The sequence below is a fragment of the Roseovarius azorensis genome, from assembly GCF_900109455.1.
GTDB lineage: Bacteria > Pseudomonadota > Alphaproteobacteria > Rhodobacterales > Rhodobacteraceae > Roseovarius > Roseovarius azorensis.
In genome coordinates, this window is record NZ_FOAG01000004.1 from 206,423 (window position 1) to 225,074 (window position 18,652).

The 18,652-nt window shown below is 66.0% G+C and carries 15 protein-coding genes; 11 read left to right on the forward strand and 4 right to left on the reverse strand.

Annotation, left to right across the window (positions count from 1 at the left end; all coding sequences use genetic code 11):
• Window positions 1–8: 8 nt before the first annotated feature.
• The 6 genes from BSG08_RS08200 to BSG08_RS08225 all read left to right on the forward strand — a co-directional run bounded on the left by BSG08_RS08200 (window position 9) and on the right by BSG08_RS08225 (window position 8,668).
• Window positions 9–1,652 carry a long-chain-fatty-acid--CoA ligase gene (locus BSG08_RS08200; protein ID WP_093034901.1) on the forward strand — a complete coding sequence of 548 codons (1,644 nt, stop codon included), beginning with the start codon at window positions 9–11 and terminating at the stop codon, window positions 1,650–1,652.
• A complete protein-coding gene (locus tag BSG08_RS08205) occupies window positions 1,649–2,674 on the forward strand; it encodes a phosphotransferase family protein (protein WP_093034904.1) in 1,026 nt (341 codons plus the stop codon). Before BSG08_RS08200 ends, BSG08_RS08205 begins: the two co-directional genes overlap by 4 nt.
• The gene (locus tag BSG08_RS08210; RefSeq protein ID WP_093034906.1) at window positions 2,671–3,084 is read left to right on the forward strand and encodes a PaaI family thioesterase; all 414 of its coding nucleotides are present in this window, start codon (window positions 2,671–2,673) and stop codon (window positions 3,082–3,084) included. The genes BSG08_RS08205 and BSG08_RS08210 overlap by 4 nt, the downstream gene beginning before the upstream one ends.
• 113 nt (window positions 3,085–3,197) lie before the next feature.
• Window positions 3,198–6,398 carry a glycosyltransferase gene (locus BSG08_RS08215; RefSeq protein ID WP_093034910.1) on the forward strand — a complete coding sequence of 1,067 codons (3,201 nt, stop codon included), beginning with the start codon at window positions 3,198–3,200 and terminating at the stop codon, window positions 6,396–6,398.
• A gap of 45 nt (window positions 6,399–6,443) precedes the next feature.
• Window positions 6,444–7,112, forward strand: a complete 669-nt coding sequence (locus tag BSG08_RS08220) for a sulfotransferase family 2 domain-containing protein (protein WP_175544727.1) — start codon at window positions 6,444–6,446, stop codon at window positions 7,110–7,112.
• The gene (locus BSG08_RS08225) at window positions 7,109–8,668 is read left to right on the forward strand and encodes a hypothetical protein (RefSeq protein ID WP_093034916.1); all 1,560 of its coding nucleotides are present in this window, start codon (window positions 7,109–7,111) and stop codon (window positions 8,666–8,668) included. Before BSG08_RS08220 ends, BSG08_RS08225 begins: the two co-directional genes overlap by 4 nt.
• Before the next feature lie 14 nt (window positions 8,669–8,682).
• Here BSG08_RS08225 and BSG08_RS08230 read toward each other — a convergent pair whose 3' ends face one another.
• Window positions 8,683–9,984, reverse strand: coding sequence for a DUF2793 domain-containing protein (locus BSG08_RS08230; RefSeq protein ID WP_093034919.1), 1,302 nt, complete (start codon window positions 9,982–9,984; stop codon window positions 8,683–8,685).
• A 254-nt stretch (window positions 9,985–10,238) separates the two neighbouring features.
• Here BSG08_RS08230 and phnD point away from each other — a divergent pair, with 254 nt between their 5' ends.
• The 4 genes from phnD to phnE (BSG08_RS08250) all read left to right on the forward strand — a co-directional run bounded on the left by phnD (window position 10,239) and on the right by phnE (BSG08_RS08250) (window position 13,690).
• Window positions 10,239–11,189 (forward strand): phosphate/phosphite/phosphonate ABC transporter substrate-binding protein, encoded by a 951-nt coding sequence (phnD, locus tag BSG08_RS08235; RefSeq protein ID WP_093034922.1) that lies wholly within the window; start codon window positions 10,239–10,241, stop codon window positions 11,187–11,189.
• A gap of 70 nt (window positions 11,190–11,259) precedes the next feature.
• On the forward strand, window positions 11,260–12,078 hold the full coding sequence (gene phnC / locus BSG08_RS08240; protein ID WP_093034925.1) for a phosphonate ABC transporter ATP-binding protein: 819 nt from the start codon (window positions 11,260–11,262) through the stop codon (window positions 12,076–12,078).
• On the forward strand, window positions 12,078–12,881 hold the full coding sequence (gene phnE / locus BSG08_RS08245; protein WP_093034928.1) for a phosphonate ABC transporter, permease protein PhnE: 804 nt from the start codon (window positions 12,078–12,080) through the stop codon (window positions 12,879–12,881). The genes phnC and phnE (BSG08_RS08245) overlap by 1 nt, the downstream gene beginning before the upstream one ends.
• Window positions 12,878–13,690, forward strand: coding sequence for a phosphonate ABC transporter, permease protein PhnE (gene phnE, locus BSG08_RS08250; RefSeq protein ID WP_093034931.1), 813 nt, complete (start codon window positions 12,878–12,880; stop codon window positions 13,688–13,690). The genes phnE (BSG08_RS08245) and phnE (BSG08_RS08250) overlap by 4 nt, the downstream gene beginning before the upstream one ends.
• Before the next feature lie 140 nt (window positions 13,691–13,830).
• Here phnE (BSG08_RS08250) and katG read toward each other — a convergent pair whose 3' ends face one another.
• From katG to BSG08_RS08265, 3 genes are all read right to left on the reverse strand, one after another.
• Window positions 13,831–15,996, reverse strand: a complete 2,166-nt coding sequence (gene katG / locus BSG08_RS08255; protein ID WP_093035186.1) for a catalase/peroxidase HPI — start codon at window positions 15,994–15,996, stop codon at window positions 13,831–13,833.
• 196 nt (window positions 15,997–16,192) lie between these two features.
• Window positions 16,193–17,077, reverse strand: coding sequence for an adenosylcobinamide-phosphate synthase CbiB (gene cbiB / locus BSG08_RS08260; RefSeq protein ID WP_245770641.1), 885 nt, complete (start codon window positions 17,075–17,077; stop codon window positions 16,193–16,195).
• 14 nt (window positions 17,078–17,091) lie between these two features.
• Complete coding sequence (locus tag BSG08_RS08265) at window positions 17,092–18,033, reverse strand: threonine-phosphate decarboxylase (RefSeq protein ID WP_093034937.1); 942 nt, start codon at window positions 18,031–18,033, stop codon at window positions 17,092–17,094.
• Between the two features lie 247 nt (window positions 18,034–18,280).
• Here BSG08_RS08265 and BSG08_RS08270 point away from each other — a divergent pair, with 247 nt between their 5' ends.
• Complete coding sequence (locus tag BSG08_RS08270; RefSeq protein WP_093034940.1) at window positions 18,281–18,643, forward strand: response regulator; 363 nt, start codon at window positions 18,281–18,283, stop codon at window positions 18,641–18,643.
• The last annotated feature ends 9 nt before the right edge of the window (window positions 18,644–18,652 follow it).

Genomic DNA, 18,652 nt, shown 5'->3' on the forward strand with positions numbered 1-18,652 from the left:
AAGACGCGATGCAGGGCCAGATGATGCACCAGCCGCTCAGGATCATCGACATCCTGACCTACGCGGCAGAGGCGCATGGCGACGCGGGCATCGTCTCGGCCCGCGTTGAGGGCGATCTGCACCGCCAGAGCTATCAGCAGACCCTGGCCCGCGTGGCGCAACTCGCCCATGCACTAACCGACCTCGGGGTGCGGCGCGGCGACCGCATCGGCACGCTGGCGTGGAATGGCTACCGGCATTTCGAGCTTTATTATGGCGTCGCGGGGATCGGCGCCGTCTGCCACACGATCAACCCGCGCCTCTCGCGTGAGCAACTGATCTACATCATCACCCATGCGGGCGACCGGCTGCTCTTTCTCGATCTGACCTTCGTGCCGCTGGTCGAATCACTCCTGCCCGACCTGCCCGCGGGTCTGCGCTTCGTGATCCTCACCGACCGCGCGCATATGCCCCAAACCACGCTCGATGCGCTCTGCTACGAGGATCTGCTGACCGCGCAACCCCCTGACTACGACTGGCCCGTCTTCCCCGAGGAAACCGCCTGCGGCCTCTGCTATACCTCGGGCACCACCGGTTCCCCCAAGGGCGCGCTCTATTCGCACCGCTCGACGCTCCTGCACGCGCTGCAGGTGCCGCTCTGCCAGACCTCCAGTTTCCGGGCGGGCAAACGCATCCTGCCCGTCGTGCCGCTGTTTCACGTCAACGCCTGGGGCCTGCCCTATGTCGCGCCCCTGACCGGCATGACGCTGGTCATGCCGGGGTCAGACCTCGACGGGGCCAGCCTCTTCCGCCTGATGGACAGCGAACAGGTCTATTCCGCCTGGGGGGTGCCGACGGTCTGGGCCGGGCTGCTCTCGGAAATCAAGGCACAGGGCCGCGTGCCCGCCGGATTCGCCGATCTGGTCGTCGGCGGCTCTGCCGCGCCGCGCGTGATGATCGCGCAATACGAGGCGCGTGGCGTGAACGTGGCCCAGGCCTGGGGCATGACCGAAATGAGCCCGATCGGCAGCCACGGCACCCTGCCCCCCGCACTGGAAAACGCCCCCGACGAGGACCGTATCAGCGCCAAATGCTGCGCCGGACGCCGCCTCTTTGGCGTCGAGTTCAAGATCGTGGACGATGACGGCAAGGCCCTGCCGCATGACGGCACCGCCACCGGCGAGCTTTACGTGCGCGGCAATACCGTGATCTCGGGCTATTTCGAAAACCCCGAGGCGACGCGCGCCGCGATGGATGCCCAAGGCTGGTTCGGCACCGGCGATGTCGCCTCGATCGCCCCCGACGGCAGGTTGGTGATCCGCGACCGCGCCAAGGATCTGGTGAAATCGGGCGGCGAATGGATCAGCTCGATTGATCTGGAAAACGCCGCCCTCTCGCATCCCGCCCTTGCCGCCTGCGCCGTCATCGCCGTGCCCCACCCGAAATGGGACGAACGGCCCGTTCTGGTCGCCGTGCCTGCCACCGACGCCCGCCCATCGCTGGCCGAGATCCAGGCGCATATGCAGCCGCATTTCGCCGCCTGGCAACTGCCCGACGACCTCCTGTGGATCGAGGCGCTGCCGCTCACCGCCACCGGCAAGGTGTCGAAACTGACCCTGCGCGCGCAATTCGCCGATTACACCCATCCCGACCTGCGCGGCGGCGCGGCATGAGCGCGGCACTCGATACAGAGGCCGTCGCGGTCTGGCTCACACAGCACCTGCCGGGCTTTGCCGGGCCAGTGCAGGCCGAGAAATTCAGCGGCGGACAAAGCAATCCCACCTACCGCCTCACGACGCCCACAGGCTCTTACGTCCTGCGCCGCAAACCGCCCGGCGTGCTCTTGAAATCCGCCCATGCGGTCGAACGCGAATTCCGCGTGCAACAGGCGCTCGCCGGAACCGATGTCCCGGTCGCGCGCATGCTTGTGCTCTGCGAGGACGCGGACGTCATCGGCACCCCCTTCTACATCATGGACGAGGTGCGCGGCCGCAACTTCGACGCCCCCGCCCTGCCCGGCCTCGCGCCGCCCGACCGCCACGCCATCATCGACGAGATGAACCGCGTTCTGGCCGCGATCCACGATGTCGATCTCGCCGCGACGGGCCTCACCGATTACGGACCGCCGGGCAATTACTACCGCCGTCAGATTGACCGCTGGACCCGGCAGTATCATGCGACGGCAACCGACGACCTGCCTGAAATGACCGCCCTCATGGCCTGGCTCGACGCGCATGTCCCGCCCGAGGACGGGCAGCGCACGCTGGTTCATGGCGACTACCGGCTCGACAACCTGCTGTTCGCCGCCGACGGCCCGCGCTGCCTTGCGGTGCTGGATTGGGAACTGTCCACCATCGGCCACCCCTATGCCGATCTTGCCGCCGTCATCATGCAATGGTCGATGCCCGCCACCCCCGAGGGGCGCGGGCTGAGGGGCGTGGACCGCGCCGCCCTTGGCCTGTGGTCCGACGCCGAATTCATCGCCCGCTATTGCAAACGCCGGGGCCTGCCGCCGATCACCGATTTCGGCTTCTACCTCGCCTTCAGCTATTTCCGCATGGCCGCGATCCTGCAAGGCGTGAAAAAGCGTGCGCTCACCGGAAACGCCTCAGACCCCGAGCGCGGGTTGCGTCTGGGCCGCCATGTGCCCGAATTCGCCCGCGCCGGGCTTGCCGCCGCAAAGGAGACGCAATGACCGACAATCTCGACCCCGCCCTGATCGAACCCCCCTCGGCCCTGCAAAACCATCTGGGCTATGAGATGACCGGCTGGGCGCGGGATCATGCCCGCATCGAACTGCCGCTGGCCCCCTTCCTGATGAACCGCCAGGGCCTGCCGCATGGCGGCATCCACGCCACGCTGCTCGATACCGCGATGGGCTATGCCGGATGCTACACCGGCGACCCGCAGCATCCGCAAATGGCGCTCACGCTGTCGCTGACGGTCAATTATCTGGGACAGGCGCAGGGCACGCGGCTGATCGCCGAGGCCCGGCGCACCGGCGGCGGCAAGACCACCTTCTTCGCCGAGGCCACCGTCCACGACGACACCGGCGCGCTCATCGCCACCGGCACGGGCGTCTTTCGCTACCGGCATCGGCGCTAGACTGCCCCCGGTACCTGCCCGCGATGTGCAGCCGTTAACCAAAAATTTACCGGTTAACGACGTAATAACCCTACGCCGGGTTTCCCTGCCGAACGCTTCACAAGGAACATCGCTTGCTAAATATCGCCCCCGTCGCCGCGCCGGTCAGGCTCGACTGCCTCTTTCTCCACGACGCCCGTATCTACCTGCGCCCGGCCAAAGGCGAGGCCGCGGGCAACCTGCGCCTGTCGATGCTGGGCACCGAGGTGCCCTTCGCCCCCTGCGACGCCAACGATCTGCCGCCCCACCTGACCGGGTTCTCCGAACCTTTCGATCTCGACGCCGCCCGCCGCAACAGCCGCTCCGATCCGCCCGAAACCACCCCCGGAGAGGTCTTTGCCGCCTGGCTCAACCGGCTCAGCGACTGGACCCTCAGCGGACGCGAGACCCTTCAGGTGCTGATCTCGCGCCACGACGCGCCCTGCACGGTGGATTTCAACGCCCCGCTCCCCCTGCCCCCGATCACGCAACCGCTCGAATTCCGCGCCGGGATCGCGGCGCACCGGGCCAGCGCCGATCTCGTCGTCAGGTTCGAGAACCGCACCACCGGCAGGATCATCACCGAAAAACGCCCCTTCGATCCCGCCTTTCGCGGTGGACAACTGCCGCAGGGCTACCAGAGCCTGCGCATCGCGCTGCCGGAACAGGCCGGGATCACGCATGTTTCCCTTGGCATCGCCTACCATGCCTGTCTCGACGATGGCACCGGGACAGAGCCGTTTCTCTTCATCGCCAACCCAAGGGTCGAAACGCCCACCGAAGAGACGCGCATCACAACGCCGGAATTCATCATCAACAACCGCAGCCACGACCCAGAGGGCTGGCAGATGGCCCCGGCTCCCGGCCTGATCGGCCCCGGAACCGAACTCTTCCTGATGGACGGCAGCCACGCCACCCTCATCCATACCGGTCGGACCACGCAGATCACCCTGCGCGAAAACCACGGCCACACGCTGATTTTCGACGCAGATCAAACCGCGCCCGCCGTGCTCTGCATCGACGGCGCGCCGGTGCTGCCGCTCAGCCTGCGCAACGACCTCGTGGTGCGCATCCCCGCGCCGCATCTCACCGGCGCCCGGCGACGCATCGCCATCAAGGATCCCAGTTGCAGCCAGATCCTCTATGAGACGGTCTGCCCCCTGCCCAACATCCTGACCCCCGCCGATGTGCTGCAACGCGAAACCACGGCCCCCTTCCCGCCCGCTGTCTTTGCCCAGAGCACACACCGTTATCAGAGCCTGCGCGCACAACTCGCTAATGCCAACCCCGGCACCGACATGGCGCAACTGGCCCATGCGCTCGCGACGCTGGAGGCCGGCCATGACCGGGCCGAATTCAAACCGCTGACGTTCCCCGCCATCGACAAACCGCAGGTCTCGGTGATCATCCCTGCGCATAACAAACTTGCCCTGACCTATCTGGCGCTCTGTGGCCTGCTTCTGGCGCATAACGAAACCAGCTATGAGGTGATCGTGGTCGATGACGGCTCGACCGACGACACCACCCGGCTGCCAGAGATCGTGCGCGGCATCACCGTGATCCGCAACGAAACGCCGCAGCGCTTCATCCGCGCCTGCAACGCCGGGGCGGCACAGGCGCGCGGCGACTACATCGTGCTGCTCAACAACGATACCGAGGTGACGACCGGCTGGCTCGACGCCCTGCGCGACGCGTTCGAGCGGTTCGGGAACGTGGGCCTTGCGGGCGCGAAACTGCTCTATCCCGACGGCACGTTGCAGGACGCGGGCGGCATCGTCTGGGGCAATGGCAACCCGTGGAACTACGGCAACCAGCAAAACCCCTGGGATCCGCGCTATTGCTACGCCCGGCAGGCCGATTACCTCTCTGGGGCGGCTCTCATGGTGCCACGCGGGGTCTGGGATCAGGTGGGCGGGCTGTCGTCTTATCTCGAACCGATGTATTTCGAGGATACCGACCTCGCCTTCAAGATCCGCGATGCGGGCTATACCACATGGTTCGTGCCCGCCTCGGTGGTCTATCACTACGAGGGCATGACCAGCGGCACCGACGCCACCTCCGGCTTCAAGCGATTTCAGGAGGTGAACCGCCCGAAATTCAAACGCCAGTGGGCCCGCGCCTTTGCCGGACATGGCGAAGAGGGCGTGAGGCCCGATCTGGAAAAGGATCGCGGCATTGTTGGCCGCGTGCTCTTTGCCGATTACACCACGCCGCGCCCCGATCAGGACGCCGGATCCTACGCCGCCCTTCAGGAAATCAGACTGGTGCAGTCGCTGGGCTACAAGGTCACCTTCCTGCCGATGAACATGGCGCATTTCGGCCGCTATACAGAGGATCTCCAGACGATCGGCGTCGAGGTGATCCATGCGCCATTCTTCCTGTCACCTTCCGACTATCTCGAACGCCACGCCGCCGAATTCGACGCGGTCTATCTCACCCGCTACTACGTGGCGCAGGACATCCTTGACCTGATCCGCCGCCACGCGCCACGCGCAAGGGTGCTCTTCAACAACGCCGACCTGCATTTCCTGCGCGAAATCCGCAGCGCGCGCGCCAGCGCCGATGCGGCAATGCTGGAACAGGCGCGCCACACCCGCGAACAGGAATTGCGGGTGATCGCCAGGGCCGATGTGATCCTGTCCTACAACGAGGCCGAACATGCGGTGATCGAGGCCTGCACCGACGGTCAGGCGCGGGTCGTCAAATGCCCCTGGGTGGTCGATCTGCCGCCACGGGTGCCGCCCCTTGCGGACCGCCGCGGCCTGTCCTTTCTGGGCAGCTTCCGCCACCACCCCAACGCCGAGGGCATCACATGGTTCATCCGCGGCGTGATGCCCGCCGTCACCTCCGCGCTGGGGGATTTCCCACTCACCATCTATGGCGCGGGCATGACCGACAACATCCGCGCTCTGGCCTCGGATCAGGTGACGCCACATGGCCATGTCCCCGACATCGCCACGGCCTTCGACCGCCACCGCGTCTTTGTCGCCCCGCTGCTGTCCGGCGCGGGCATCAAGGGCAAGGTGCTGGCCGCCCTCGCCCACGGCATCCCCTGCGTGCTCAGCCCCACCGCCGCCGAGGGGATCGGCCTGCGTTCGGGCCAGGACTGTTTCGTCGTCACCACCCCGCAGGACTGGGCGGATGCCATCGCGCGGCTGGCGACCGACGATGCGCTCTGGACCGAAATGTCGCACAACGCCCGCACCTACCTGCAAACGGCTTATTCCTTTACGGCCGGCCGCACCCTGATGCGCAGCGCCTTCGAGGCGGCGGACCTCTTTCAGTCACGGGCCTGAACGGCGCCCGCGCCGCCCCGCCACACCGTCGCGATGGAAACCCGAATGATCATCAACCACACCCACAGGTTCGTTTTCGTCCATGTGCCAAAATCCGCAGGCAGCGCGGTGACCCAGGCCCTGGCACAACATTCGCAATACTGCGATCTGGAAATCGGCGGCACCGCGCTCGGCGAGGCGCTGCAACCCTTCATGCGCCAGCGCTTCGGCCTGCACAAACACGCCCCCGCGCAACAGATCCGCGCCGTGATGGGCAGCGCCGTCTTTGCCTCCTATTTCTCCTTCGGCTTCGTGCGCAACCCGTTCGACCGGCTGCAATCGGTGTTCCATTTCCTGCGCGGCTGGGAAACCGGCCCGGAACCGATCCGCCGCGCCCTGGGCGAATTCGCCGGGTTCGCGGATTTTCTCGACTCCGAAATCTGGATGTCGCGCCCCGGTCCCGACAATATCTTTCTGCCTCAGACCCATTGGCTGACCGCACCGGACGGGCAATTGCTGGTCGATCTGGCGGGCCGCGTGGAAACCATCGAGGACGATCTGGCCCGCATCCTGTCGCGCGCAGTCGGCAACGGATCGGTCAGTCTCGGGCGGGTCAACCCGTCCAACGCCTATGACCGGCTCACCGACTGGCCCGCCAGACACCGCGACATGGTCGTCGATTTCTACCGCAGCGATTTCGATCTCTTCGGCTACGCCACCGATCCGCAGCCATGACACGGGCGACACATACCCTCGGACCGGCCCGGACGACATCGGGGTTCATCCGCGCCGCGCATTACTTCTCCGATTGCAGCATGACGAATTTCTGGTCCACCTTCCGCGCGCACCGCGTCGGCGCGGACCTCCGCGCCATCGCCGCCGACGGGTTCAGCCACATCATCCTGATCCTGCCCTGGGCGCAGTTCCACACCACACTCGACGATCCGGCCCTCTGCCCGGCAATGTGCCGCCGGCTCGATCACATCTTCACCGAAGCAGACAGGGCCGGCCTGAATGTCATCCTGCGTGTCGGCTACCTGTGGGAAAACGCCCCCGCCCGGCAATCCACGTTCCAGCGCTACCGCCACCTGCCGACCAGCCCCGGGCATCAGGCGGCCTGGCACCGCTATCATGCCCTGGTTCGGGCCGAGGCACAGCGGCACGCCAACTTTGCCTTCGCATTCCTGTCGTGGGAGGATTTCTTCTGGCCCCTGTTCCGGGGCTTCGCCGGGGCGGACGAGGCCACGCGCCTGCGCCATGCGACCGACACGGGCTATCAGGACTTTCTCGCCCGGCGATACACGATCGAAACCTATCGCAGCCTCTACAACTCAACGGCGACATCCTTCGCGGAGATTCCGGTTCCCGCATTCGCGACACCCGAAATCTGGGATTATGCCGATTTCTTCGACGGGGTCATGGTGGACCGTTTCTGCAACCTGGCCCGCGCCGCGCATCCCGGCATCGAATACGAGGGCCGGATCGACGTGAATCCCTTTCCGACCCCTGCCGGGACGGGAACTCGGATCTATCCTTGGAAACTGGTCCGTAACGGATATGTTCGGCCGGTTTCCTATTTTCACGCCCATCTCGGCGCCACAAGCCGGGAAACGCTCACCGCCGACCGCGCCATCGCACGGCTGAAATGGCTGCTGTCGCAATATTCCCTTCTGGCGCATGGCGGGCACCGGGTGTTCATCGACCAGTTCAACTTTGTCACCAGAAACCCCGATTACGCGCATTTCTCGCAGATAGACGACGGCGAACTCGCCACCTTCCTCGACCAGAGTCGTGATCTGCTGCGCAGCCGGACCAGCGGTTACGGCGTCTGGGGCTACCGCGACTGGACCAATGACAAGATTTTCAACGGCGCCTTCGAATTCGGCCTCGACGGCTGGTCAACGACGGCGGAACTCACCCGCGACACGGACACCGGCCAGCGGGTGCTGACCCTGCACGCAGGCGAGGTCCTGGAACAGGAGATGTTCCAGAACCTCACGCGCAACGCACTCCTGCACCTTGCCTGCCGCACCGATCGGGGTGCGGACCTGACCATCACCCTCGACGGAACCGCGATATCGCAGGTGTCGCTCGCCGCCGGAACCACCGCCCAGGATTATCCGCTCGGCGCTCCGGTGCGCCGCAGCCTGCGGATAGAATGCCTGCGCGGGGCGCTCGGGATCAAACGGATCGGACTGTTCGACCACGTGTTTTCCTCGGGCATGTATGCGCGCGACGGCTCGGAACGGGCCGCCGTGCGCTCGGTCCGCAGGATCAACGCCGGGGATTGACCCCCACAGAAGGCTCAGACCCAGCGCCCCACCGCCTGCAGCATCGCCCAGAACGGCGCACGCGCGCCGGTCAGGATATAGCCGTTGATCCCGGCCTCGGTTGCGGTCACGTCGCTTGCGGTCACCACGCGGGGGCCGCTTGTCCGCCCCATGCCCGCCACCACCGGCGGCGCGGCGAACGCCCTCGGGAAAACCCAGTTCACCGGCCCCGTGTCAAGCGTTGCGATCGCCTGCCAGCAGATCTGCGTGCCATCGGCAAGACAGACGAATTCGCCGCCCGCCGTGCTGCCGCGCTCGATCGCCGCCCCCGCTGGCGCGCCAGCCGACATCGCCACCGGCCCCACCATGTTGGCCGTATTGAGATAGCGCAGCCAGGCCGACCATTGCGGCTCAGAGGCGGCGCGATAACGCCTGATCCACAGGTCCCCCTCCAGCACCGATGTCCATATCTGGCTCAGCGCATCGGAGGCGTGACGCAGCACCATGAGATTGCCGAACGCGGTCTGCGCGGGCGGCATGGTGCCAAGCGTCGCATCGGTCGTGCGCCACAACGAACCCGCCGCGACATCCGGCCGGTCGATATCATCCAGCGGCGCCTGATCCCCGGCCTCGCCGATGCCAAAGGCGGGCACCGCCATCAGCCGCCCGGACGTCGCATCCTGACCGGAGGATTGCACCGCCGCGCCCAGCACCCGGCCGGTCTGCGCGTCGATGCGCAGCGCCTCGGTCCAGTTCTGGCCATCGGCGCTGACCTTCACCGCCCAGTCGTCACCGCCCGCCGTGCCCATCTCGACGCGACCCGAAAACCCGGTCTGGAACAGCAGGCTGGCGGTATCGTCCACCGCCGCCTTGTTGACCTTGATCTGGTGCCCTGCGCCAGCGTGATTGAACAGCGTCGCCTCCGAGGCGACCGCCAGCCGGTTCACCGCATCCGAGGTGGCGGCGATGCCCAGACCCTGCAGGTTCTGCAACTCGGGCAACAGCGCCACCCATTCCGCCCCGTCATAGCGCAGCGTCTCCCCGCTGTCGGCCAGACCGGCGCGCCAGCCCGCCTGCGGCACCACAAAGATCCAGCCGGCGTCGTCAAAGACCGCAATCTGCCGGTCACGCCCCGCCCACGCCCCGCTGCCCCCGGCGCCCACGATGAATCGCTGGCCGCGCTGCGGACTGACCGGCGGCGCGCTCTGCGGCGCGTGCTCGATACTCAGTTGCGTGACCGCCTCGAGCAGGCTCAGCGCCTCGTTATGCGTCACATGCTTTTGCGCCTGCGCGGGCTGGATCAGCGGCAGGCCCAGAACGGGCGAAGTGTCAGACATGGCGGCATCCTTTCTGCTGGCAATCGCGCCCCGGACCGGATGGAGCGGGGGCAGCGCGTGACGCAGACCATCGCCGGCATGTCCTAACGCGGCCTTTCCGGCGCGTGCGCACCGTCCCACCCATCGGGCAGCAGACAATATACCCTTGGGTCAGGCCGCACATCACGGCTTGGCCGATCCGCTCAACCTCTGTTAGAGTGCTGTCACAAACAAAGGATAGGTGAGACAAATCTCACATCATACCGGGAGGAAACATGAAAATCTTTGCAACCCTTACCGCATTCGCCGCGCTTGCGATGGCCGGACCCGCCATGGCCGAATTCAGGCTGAGCGACCGCTACACCGACAACGACGGCGACCTGATCGCCGACATCCCGGAGAGCGCATCGGACTGGCTCGACCCGGATACGATCATCTTCGCCTATACTCCGGTCGAGGATCCGGCTGTCTATGCAGAGGTCTGGCAGGGCTTTCTCGATCACATGGCCGAACTGACCGGCAAGAAGGTGCAGTTCTTCCCGGTGCAGTCCAACGCCGCCCAGATCGAGGCGATGCGCGCCGGCCGTCTGCATGTGGCGGGATTCAACACCGGCTCCAACCCGCTCGCGGTCGCCTGCGCCGGGTTCCGCCCCTTCACGATGATGGCCGCCGCCGACGGCTCTTTCGGCTATGAGATGGAGATCATCAGCTATCCCGGTTCAGGCGTGGACAAGATCGAGGATATCAAGGGCAAGGAACTGGCCTTTACTTCAGAGACCTCGAATTCGGGCTTCAAGGCCCCCTCCGCCCTGCTCAAGGCCGAATTCGGCATGGAGGCGGGCAAGGATTACAACGCCGTCTTCTCCGGCAAGCATGACAACTCGGTTCTCGGCGTCGCCAACAAGGATTACACCGCCGCCGCCATCGCCAATTCGGTCAAGGCGCGGATGATCGAGCGCGGCGTCGTCACCGAGGATCAGCTCAACATCCTCTACACGTCCGAAACCTTCCCGACGACCGGCTACGGCGTGGTCTACAACCTTGCGCCCGAACTGCAGGACAAGATCAAGGAGGCGTTCTTCAGCTTCGACTGGGCCGGAACCAAGCTGGAAGAGGAATTCCAGAAATCGGGCGAGGCCCAGTTCATCCCGATCACCTTCAAGGACAACTGGTCGGTGATCCGCCAGATCGACGAGGCCAGCGGCGTCTCTTACGAGTGCAACTGAGCCACAGCGCCTGCACGATCCGGCACGGGCGGCATACTGCCGTCCGTGCCGCTCATGGAAAGAACCTCACATGCTGCATCTCCAGGGTCTGTCCAAGACCTACAAGACAGGTGACACTGCCCTGAGCGACGTCTCCCTGACCGTGCCCAAGGGCCAGATCATGGGGCTGATCGGCCCCTCGGGGGCGGGCAAATCCACCCTCATCCGCTGCATCAACCGCCTGGTCGAACCGACCTCGGGCAAGGTGCTGCTGGGCGATACGGATCTGGTCCGCCTCGGCAAGGGCGACCTGCGCCGCCAGCGGCGGCGGATCGGCATGATCTTTCAGGAATACGCGCTGGTCGAACGGCTGACGGTGATGGAAAACGTGCTCTCCGGGCGGCTCGGATATGTGCCGTTCTGGCGCAGCTTCCTGCGCAGGTATCCCCCTTCGGACATCGAACGCGCCTACCGGCTGCTCGACCGGGTGGGCCTGATGGAACATGCCGACAAGCGCGCCGATGCGCTCTCGGGCGGCCAGCGCCAGCGCGTCGGCATCGCCCGCGCTCTGGCGCAGGAACCCGAACTGCTGCTGGTTGACGAACCCACCGCCAGCCTCGACCCAAAGACCAGCCGCCAGATCATGCGCCTGCTGACCGAGATCTGCTCTGAAAACAACCTGCCCGCCATCGTCAACATCCACGACGTGCCGCTGGCCCAGCAGTTCATGCAGCGTATCGTCGGCCTGCGCGCGGGCCGGGTGGTGTTCGACGGTCCCCCCGATCAGCTGACCGAGGCGGCGCTAACCGAAATCTACGGCGCCGAGGACTGGAACGCCATGCGCGCGGGCGACCGCGAACAGGCCGCCGCCGAGGCCGAGGCGCAGGCCCGGATGGAGGCGATCGTCTGATGTCGGTCGCCTACCCGACAACCTGGCGCCGCCCGCCGCAGATCGTCAAGGACCGGCGCTGGCGCATCGCGCTGCAACTGGGCATCCTGATCTACCTGGCGCTGGCCATCAGCACCGTGGATGTGAACTGGACCCGCGTCTATGACGGGCTGGAACGCGGCCAGCGCTTTATCCTCGGCTTTCTGCAACCGGATTTCGCCAGCCGCTGGCGCGACATCAGCCAGGGGCTGGTGGAAAGCCTCACCATGACGCTGACCTCCACCGTGGTGGGCGTGGCCATTTCCGTGCCCATCGGCATCGGTGCGGCGCGCAATCTCGCGCCGCGCTGGATCTACTATATCTGCCGGGCGATCATCGCCGTCAGCCGCGCACTACAGGAAATCATCATCGCGATATTTCTCGTGGCGATGTTCGGCTTTGGCCCCTTCGCGGGGTTCCTCACCCTCAGCTTTGCCACCATCGGTTTCATCGCCAAACTGCTGGCCGATGACATCGAGGAGATTGACGAGACCCAGGCCGAGGCGATCCGCGCCACCGGCGCATCCTGGCTGCAACTGGTCAACTACGCCATCCAGCCCCAGGTGATGCCGCGGCTGATCGGCCTGTCGCTCTACCGTCTCGACATCAATTTCCGCGAGAGCGCGGTCATCGGCATCGTCGGCGCGGGCGGCATCGGGGCCACGCTCAACACCGCCATCGACCGCTATGAATACGACAGCGCGGGCGCGGTCCTGCTGATCATCATCGGCATCGTCATGGTCACCGAATACAGCTCCAGCTACCTGCGAAAGTTCCTGCAATGACCGAGATTCCCCATCACAGCCAGGTCTGGACCTACCGCACCCCGCGCAAGCGGCTGATGCTCTGGGGCGGCTGGCTCGCGCTGGTGGCGCTCTTTGTCTGGTGCTGGCAACTGATGACCCGCGACACGATCTGGGCCTTCGTCGCCGACGCGCCCAGCCAGGCCGCCGATATCGGCAACCGGATGATCCCGCCGCGCCTGAGCTACCTGCCCGAGCTGATGCCGCCGCTCTGGGACACCATCAACATCGCCACGCTGGGCACGATCGGCGGGGTGATCATGGCGGTGCCCGTGGCCTTTCTCGCGGCGCGCAACACCACGCCTTCGGTCCATGTCCTGCGGCCCATCGCGCTCTTCATCATCGTCGCCTCGCGCTCGATCAACTCGCTCATCTGGGCGCTCTTGCTGGTGGCGATCATCGGCCCCGGCATCCTCGCGGGGATCGTCGCCATCGCGCTGCGCTCGATCGGCTTTGTCGGCAAACTGCTCTACGAGGCGATCGAGGAAACCGACGCGCGCCAGATCGAGGCGGTGACCGCCACCGGCGCCAGCGCCGCGCAGGTGCTCAGCTATGGCATCGTGCCACAGATCATGCCCGCCTTCTGGGGCATCTCGGTGTTCCGCTGGGATATCAACATCCGCGAGAGCACCATCCTCGGCCTCGTCGGCGCGGGCGGCATCGGCCTGAAACTCCAGGCCTCGCTCAACGTGCTGGCATGGCCGCAGGTGACGATGATCCTGATCCTGATCCTCGCCACCGTGGTGCTCAGCGAATGGGTCTCGGCCCGGATGCGCCACGCGATCATCTGAACCGGGCGCGGCAGTCAGCTGAAGAGCCGCGCGGTCGCAGGACCCCGGCGCATCGGTTCCGATGGTCTGAAGCTGCCACTCGCGCGGAGCAAAGGCGCGGAACGCGCCGCCGCGCGATCGCCGGGCCGTCCCGCGGCCCCTCAACCCAGATCGAACCGGTCCGCGTTCATCACCTTGACCCAGGCCGCCACGAAATCGCGCACGAATTTCGCGGGCGCATCATCCTGCGCGTAAACCTCCGCATAGGCCCGCAGGATCGAGTTGGAGCCGAACACCAGATCCACCCGCGTCGCGGTATGAACCACCTCGCCCGACTTGCGCGACACGATGTTGTAAAGGTTCCCGCCCACAGGCTCCCAGCGATAGGACATGTCAGTCAGCGTGGTGAAGAAATCGGTCGTCAGCGCCCCGACCCGGTCGGTAAAGACGCCATGCGCCGTCCCGCCATGGTTGGTGCCCAGCACCCGCATCCCGCCGACAAGACAGGTCATCTCATGCGCCGTCAGACCCATCAGCTGCGTGCGGTCCAGCAACAGTTCCTCGGGGCTGACCGCGTAATCCTTCTTGACCCAGTTGCGGAAACCATCGGCCAGCGGCTCCAGCACGTCAAAGGACGCGGCATCGGTCATCTCGTCGGTGGCGTCACCGCGCCCCGGCGCGAACGGCACCTCGATGTCGAACCCTGCCGCCCTGGCCGCCTGTTCCACACCCAGATTGCCCGCCAGCACGATCACGTCCGCGACGCTCGCGCCGGTTGCGACGGCAATCGGCTCCAGCACCGACAGCACCCGCGCCAGGCGCTCGGGCTCGTTGCCCTCCCAGTCCTTTTGCGGCGCCAGCCGGATGCGCGCCCCATTGGCGCCGCCGCGCAGGTCAGAGCCACGGAAGGTCCGCGCGCTGTCCCATGCGGTCGCAACCATGTCGGACAGGCTCAGCCCGCTGTCAGCGATCCTGGCCTTGACGGCGGCGACATCGTAACCGCTGCGCCCCGCCGGAATCGGATCCTGCCAGATCAGATCCTCCTGCGGCGCATCGGGACCGATATAGCGGCTCCGCGGACCCAGATCGCGATGCGTCAGCTTGAACCACGCCCGCGCGAAACAATCCTCGAAATAGGCCTGATCGGCCATGAACTTCTCGCAGATGGCGCGATAGGTCGGGTCCATCTTCATCGCCATGTCGGCATCGGTCATCATCGGCATGACGCGCTTCGAGGGATCGGTCGTATCGACCGGCATGTCCTCTTCCCTGATGTCGATGGGCCGCCACTGGTTCGCACCGGCGGGGGATTTCGTCAGTTCCCACTCATAGCCAAAGAGCAGCTTGAAATACCCCATGTCCCATTTCGTCGGATGCGTCGTCCAGGCCCCCTCGATGCCGCTCGTCACCGCATTGGTGGCCTTGCCATCAAGGCTCGGGTTGATCCAGCCAAAGCCCTGGGCCTCGATCCCGGCGGCCTCGGGTTCCGCGCCCAGAAGGCCGGCATCGCCATTGCCATGCGCCTTGCCGACAGTGTGACCGCCGCAGGTCAGCGCCGCGGTCTCCTCGTCATCCATCGCCATGCGGGCAAAGGTCTCGCGCACCTGTGCTGCGGTCCTGATCGGATCGGGCTGGCCGTTCACCCCCTCGGGGTTCACATAGATCAGACCCATCTGCACGGCGGCCAGCGGGTTCTCCATCGTGGCCGGGTTCTCGACGCTCTCGTAACGGCTGTCGCTCGGCGCCAGCCATTCCTTTTCCGCGCCCCAATAGGTGTCTTTCTCCGGGTGCCAGATATCCTCGCGGCCGAACGAAAAGCCAAAAGTCTTCAGCCCCATCGATTCATAGGCCATGTTGCCCGCCAGCAGGATCAGATCGGCCCAGCTCAGCCTGTTGCCGTATTTCTTCTTGACCGGCCAGAGCAGGCGGCGCGCCTTGTCGAGGTTGCCGTTATCCGGCCAGCTGTTGAGCGGGGCGAAACGGATATTGCCATGCCCGCCGCCGCCGCGCCCGTCGGCCAGACGGTAAGAGCCGGCAGAGTGCCACGCCAGACGGATCATCAACCCGCCGTAATGACCCCAGTCGGCTGGCCACCAGTCCTGACTGTCGGTCATCAGCGCCTTGACATCGGCCTTCACGGCCTCAAAGTCCAGCTTCCTGACCTCCTCGGCATAATTGAAATCCGGCCCCAGCGGGTTTGTCTTGGCATCATGCTGATGCAGGATGTCGAGATTGAGGGCATTGGGCCACCAATCCATGACGCTCGTGCCGGTCGCGGTCACGCCGCCATGCATCACCGGGCATTTGCCCATATCGTTGCCGTCCATCTTGTCCTCCGATTCTGGTTGCATCCCTGGCGTGTCGCATCTGACCGGGGCTTTGCGATCAGCGGCCTGACATGTTCTTCACGATGCCCCGGACCCGCAGACACGGCCCCCACGCCGTCATATATGGAATGGTTCTAACAAACCCGTAACATTGGGGGAAGTTGTCTTTTCTGATGAATTTCATAACCTGAAACTATCACCCAAACAGCAACCACCCCGCCGCCACGCCCCCCAGCGCCGCCCCCCAGACCCGCCAGAGCACGCCGCAGGCGGCGTCGATCTCGGTTGCGCCGATTTCCCTGCGCCCGGCGGCATTGACGAAAGGAAACTCCGTCCGCACCCCGTGATAGGCGCGTGGCCCCGACAGCGCGACACCCAGCACCCGCGCCATCGCCGCCTCGGGCCAGCCCGCGTTGGGCGAACGGTGGCGCGGCGCCTCTGCCGCCACCTCCCGCCAGCCGCCCCACATGCCATGCACCGCCAGTATCAACACCGCCGTCAGCCGCGCGGGAATCAGATTCAGCAGATCGTCGAACCGCGCCGCCGCCCAGCCGAATTGCTCATGCCGTTCCGTGCGATGACCGATCATGCTGTCCGCCGTGTTGGTAATCTTGTAGAGCATCAGCCCCGGCACCCCCCCCACCAGAAACCAGAAGGCAGGAGCGATCACCCCGTCGCTCAGGTTCTCGGCCGCCGATTCGATCGCCGCCCGCGCCACGTCCGGGCCCTGCATCGCGCCCGTGTCGCGCCCCACGATCCGCGCCACCGCCCGCCGCCCTTCGCCCGGCGAGATACGCAGATCGCGCGCCACCGCCTGCACATGATCGACCAGCGACCGCTGCGCCAAGAGGAACGCCACCACGACAATCTCCACCACCGGACCCAAAAGCGACAAGAGCCAGCCCAGCCCCAGCGCCGTCCCCCCCAGCCCCGCCATCACCAGCGCTCCACGCGCCCGCCGCGCGCCGCCGCGATTGAACGCCTGATCGCACCAGCCCACCGCGCGCCCCATCAGCACAGCCGGATGCGGCACCCGGTCCCACAGCCAGCGCGGCTCGCCCAGCGCCGCATCCAGCAGCATCGCCAGCACCAGGGTCACAACGCCGCCTCCAGCCGCGCCCAGCCGTCCCCGTCCGGCAGCCCCAGCCGGATCAGATCATCGGCCCAGGGAAACACCCGAACCAGGATCCGCCGCGCGGCCAGCCGCTCATGCCAGTCCCCGGCGCTGTCCACCCGCGCCAGCCGGAACAGTGCCGTGCCGCCCACGATATCCGCCCCCGCCCGACGCAACAGCGCATCCAGCCGCGCCGCATCCTCATTCAGCCGCACCCGCGTCTCGCGCGCCCAGTCGGGATCATTCAGCGCCCGCGCCCCCAGGTCCAGCGCCGGACCGGAAACGGGCCACGGCCCCAACATCTCGGCCAGCCGCCCGATCGACTCGCCGGGCCCAATGGCAAATCCCAGCCGCAAACCCGCCAGCCCCCAGAACTTGCCGAAACTCTTGAGCACGATCACACCGGGCCGCACCGCATGCGCCACCAGCGACCGCTCGGGGGCGATGTCGCAGAAACTCTCGTCGATGACCGTCAGCGGCGCGCCCAGATCGTCCGCACCGTAAAACCGCCCCGTCGGATTGTTGGGATGCACGATCACCCGCGCCTGCGCGTCGGTGCCCGGATCCTCGTCCCGCACCTCCCAGCCATGGGCAACGAAACTCGCGGCATGCTCATTATAGGTCGGCCCCGGCACATGCACCCGGCCCGACGGCATCAGTCCCGGCAGCCGCGCGATCAGGCTCGACGCTCCCGGCGCCGCCAGCACGCCCGCCCCCTCCGGCACCCGCCAGAACGCCCGCGCCGCCCGCTCCAGCGCCAGCGTCGCCGCCCGGTCCGGCAGCGCGGTCCAGACCTCCGCCGCCAGATCGCCCACCGGATAGGGGCGCGGATTGATCCCCGTCGAAAGATCGAGCCACTCGTCGCGCAGCCCGCCAAACCGCGCCCGCACCGCATCTATGCCGCCACCATGATCGCGGGTCATCCGACACGCCCCCCGGCACCGGCGATGCCCGCCACGCAATTCCCGCTCACTCCGATCATGTGCCTCACCCGACGCGCCCTGTGGCTTTCGCCCCTCATCAAGCGGAAATCCGCACAGGACGCAAGGATATCAGGGGATAAACCTTGCCCTCGCGTCACCGTTAACCTTTTGTTAATGATTGAGGCGACAGAGACGCGGCAACCGGCGACCAGACCCTTGACGCCGTTTAGTGAGTGTGCGGGGACGCATGAAAGTTCTGATCGTTGAAAGCAATGCCGATCTGGGCAGCCTGTGGCAAAGCCACATGCAACGCCAGGGAATGACTGTCTGCCTGACCATGGATCAGGCCGGTGCGGTCAACGCACTCAACACCCAGGGGTTCGACGTGATCGTCCTCGATCTGGTGCTGGACAAGGGCAGCGCCTTTGCCGTGGCCGATCTGGCCAGCTATCGCTATCCGGAGACCAAGGTGATCTTCGTCACCAACACCAGCTTTTTCTCCGATGGCTCGATATTCGAACTCAGCGCAAATGCCTGCGCGCATCTCCAATCCGACATCCTCCCCGAGGATCTGACCGCCATGGTCGAACACATGGGCCGCAGCCCCTGAAACGACCGT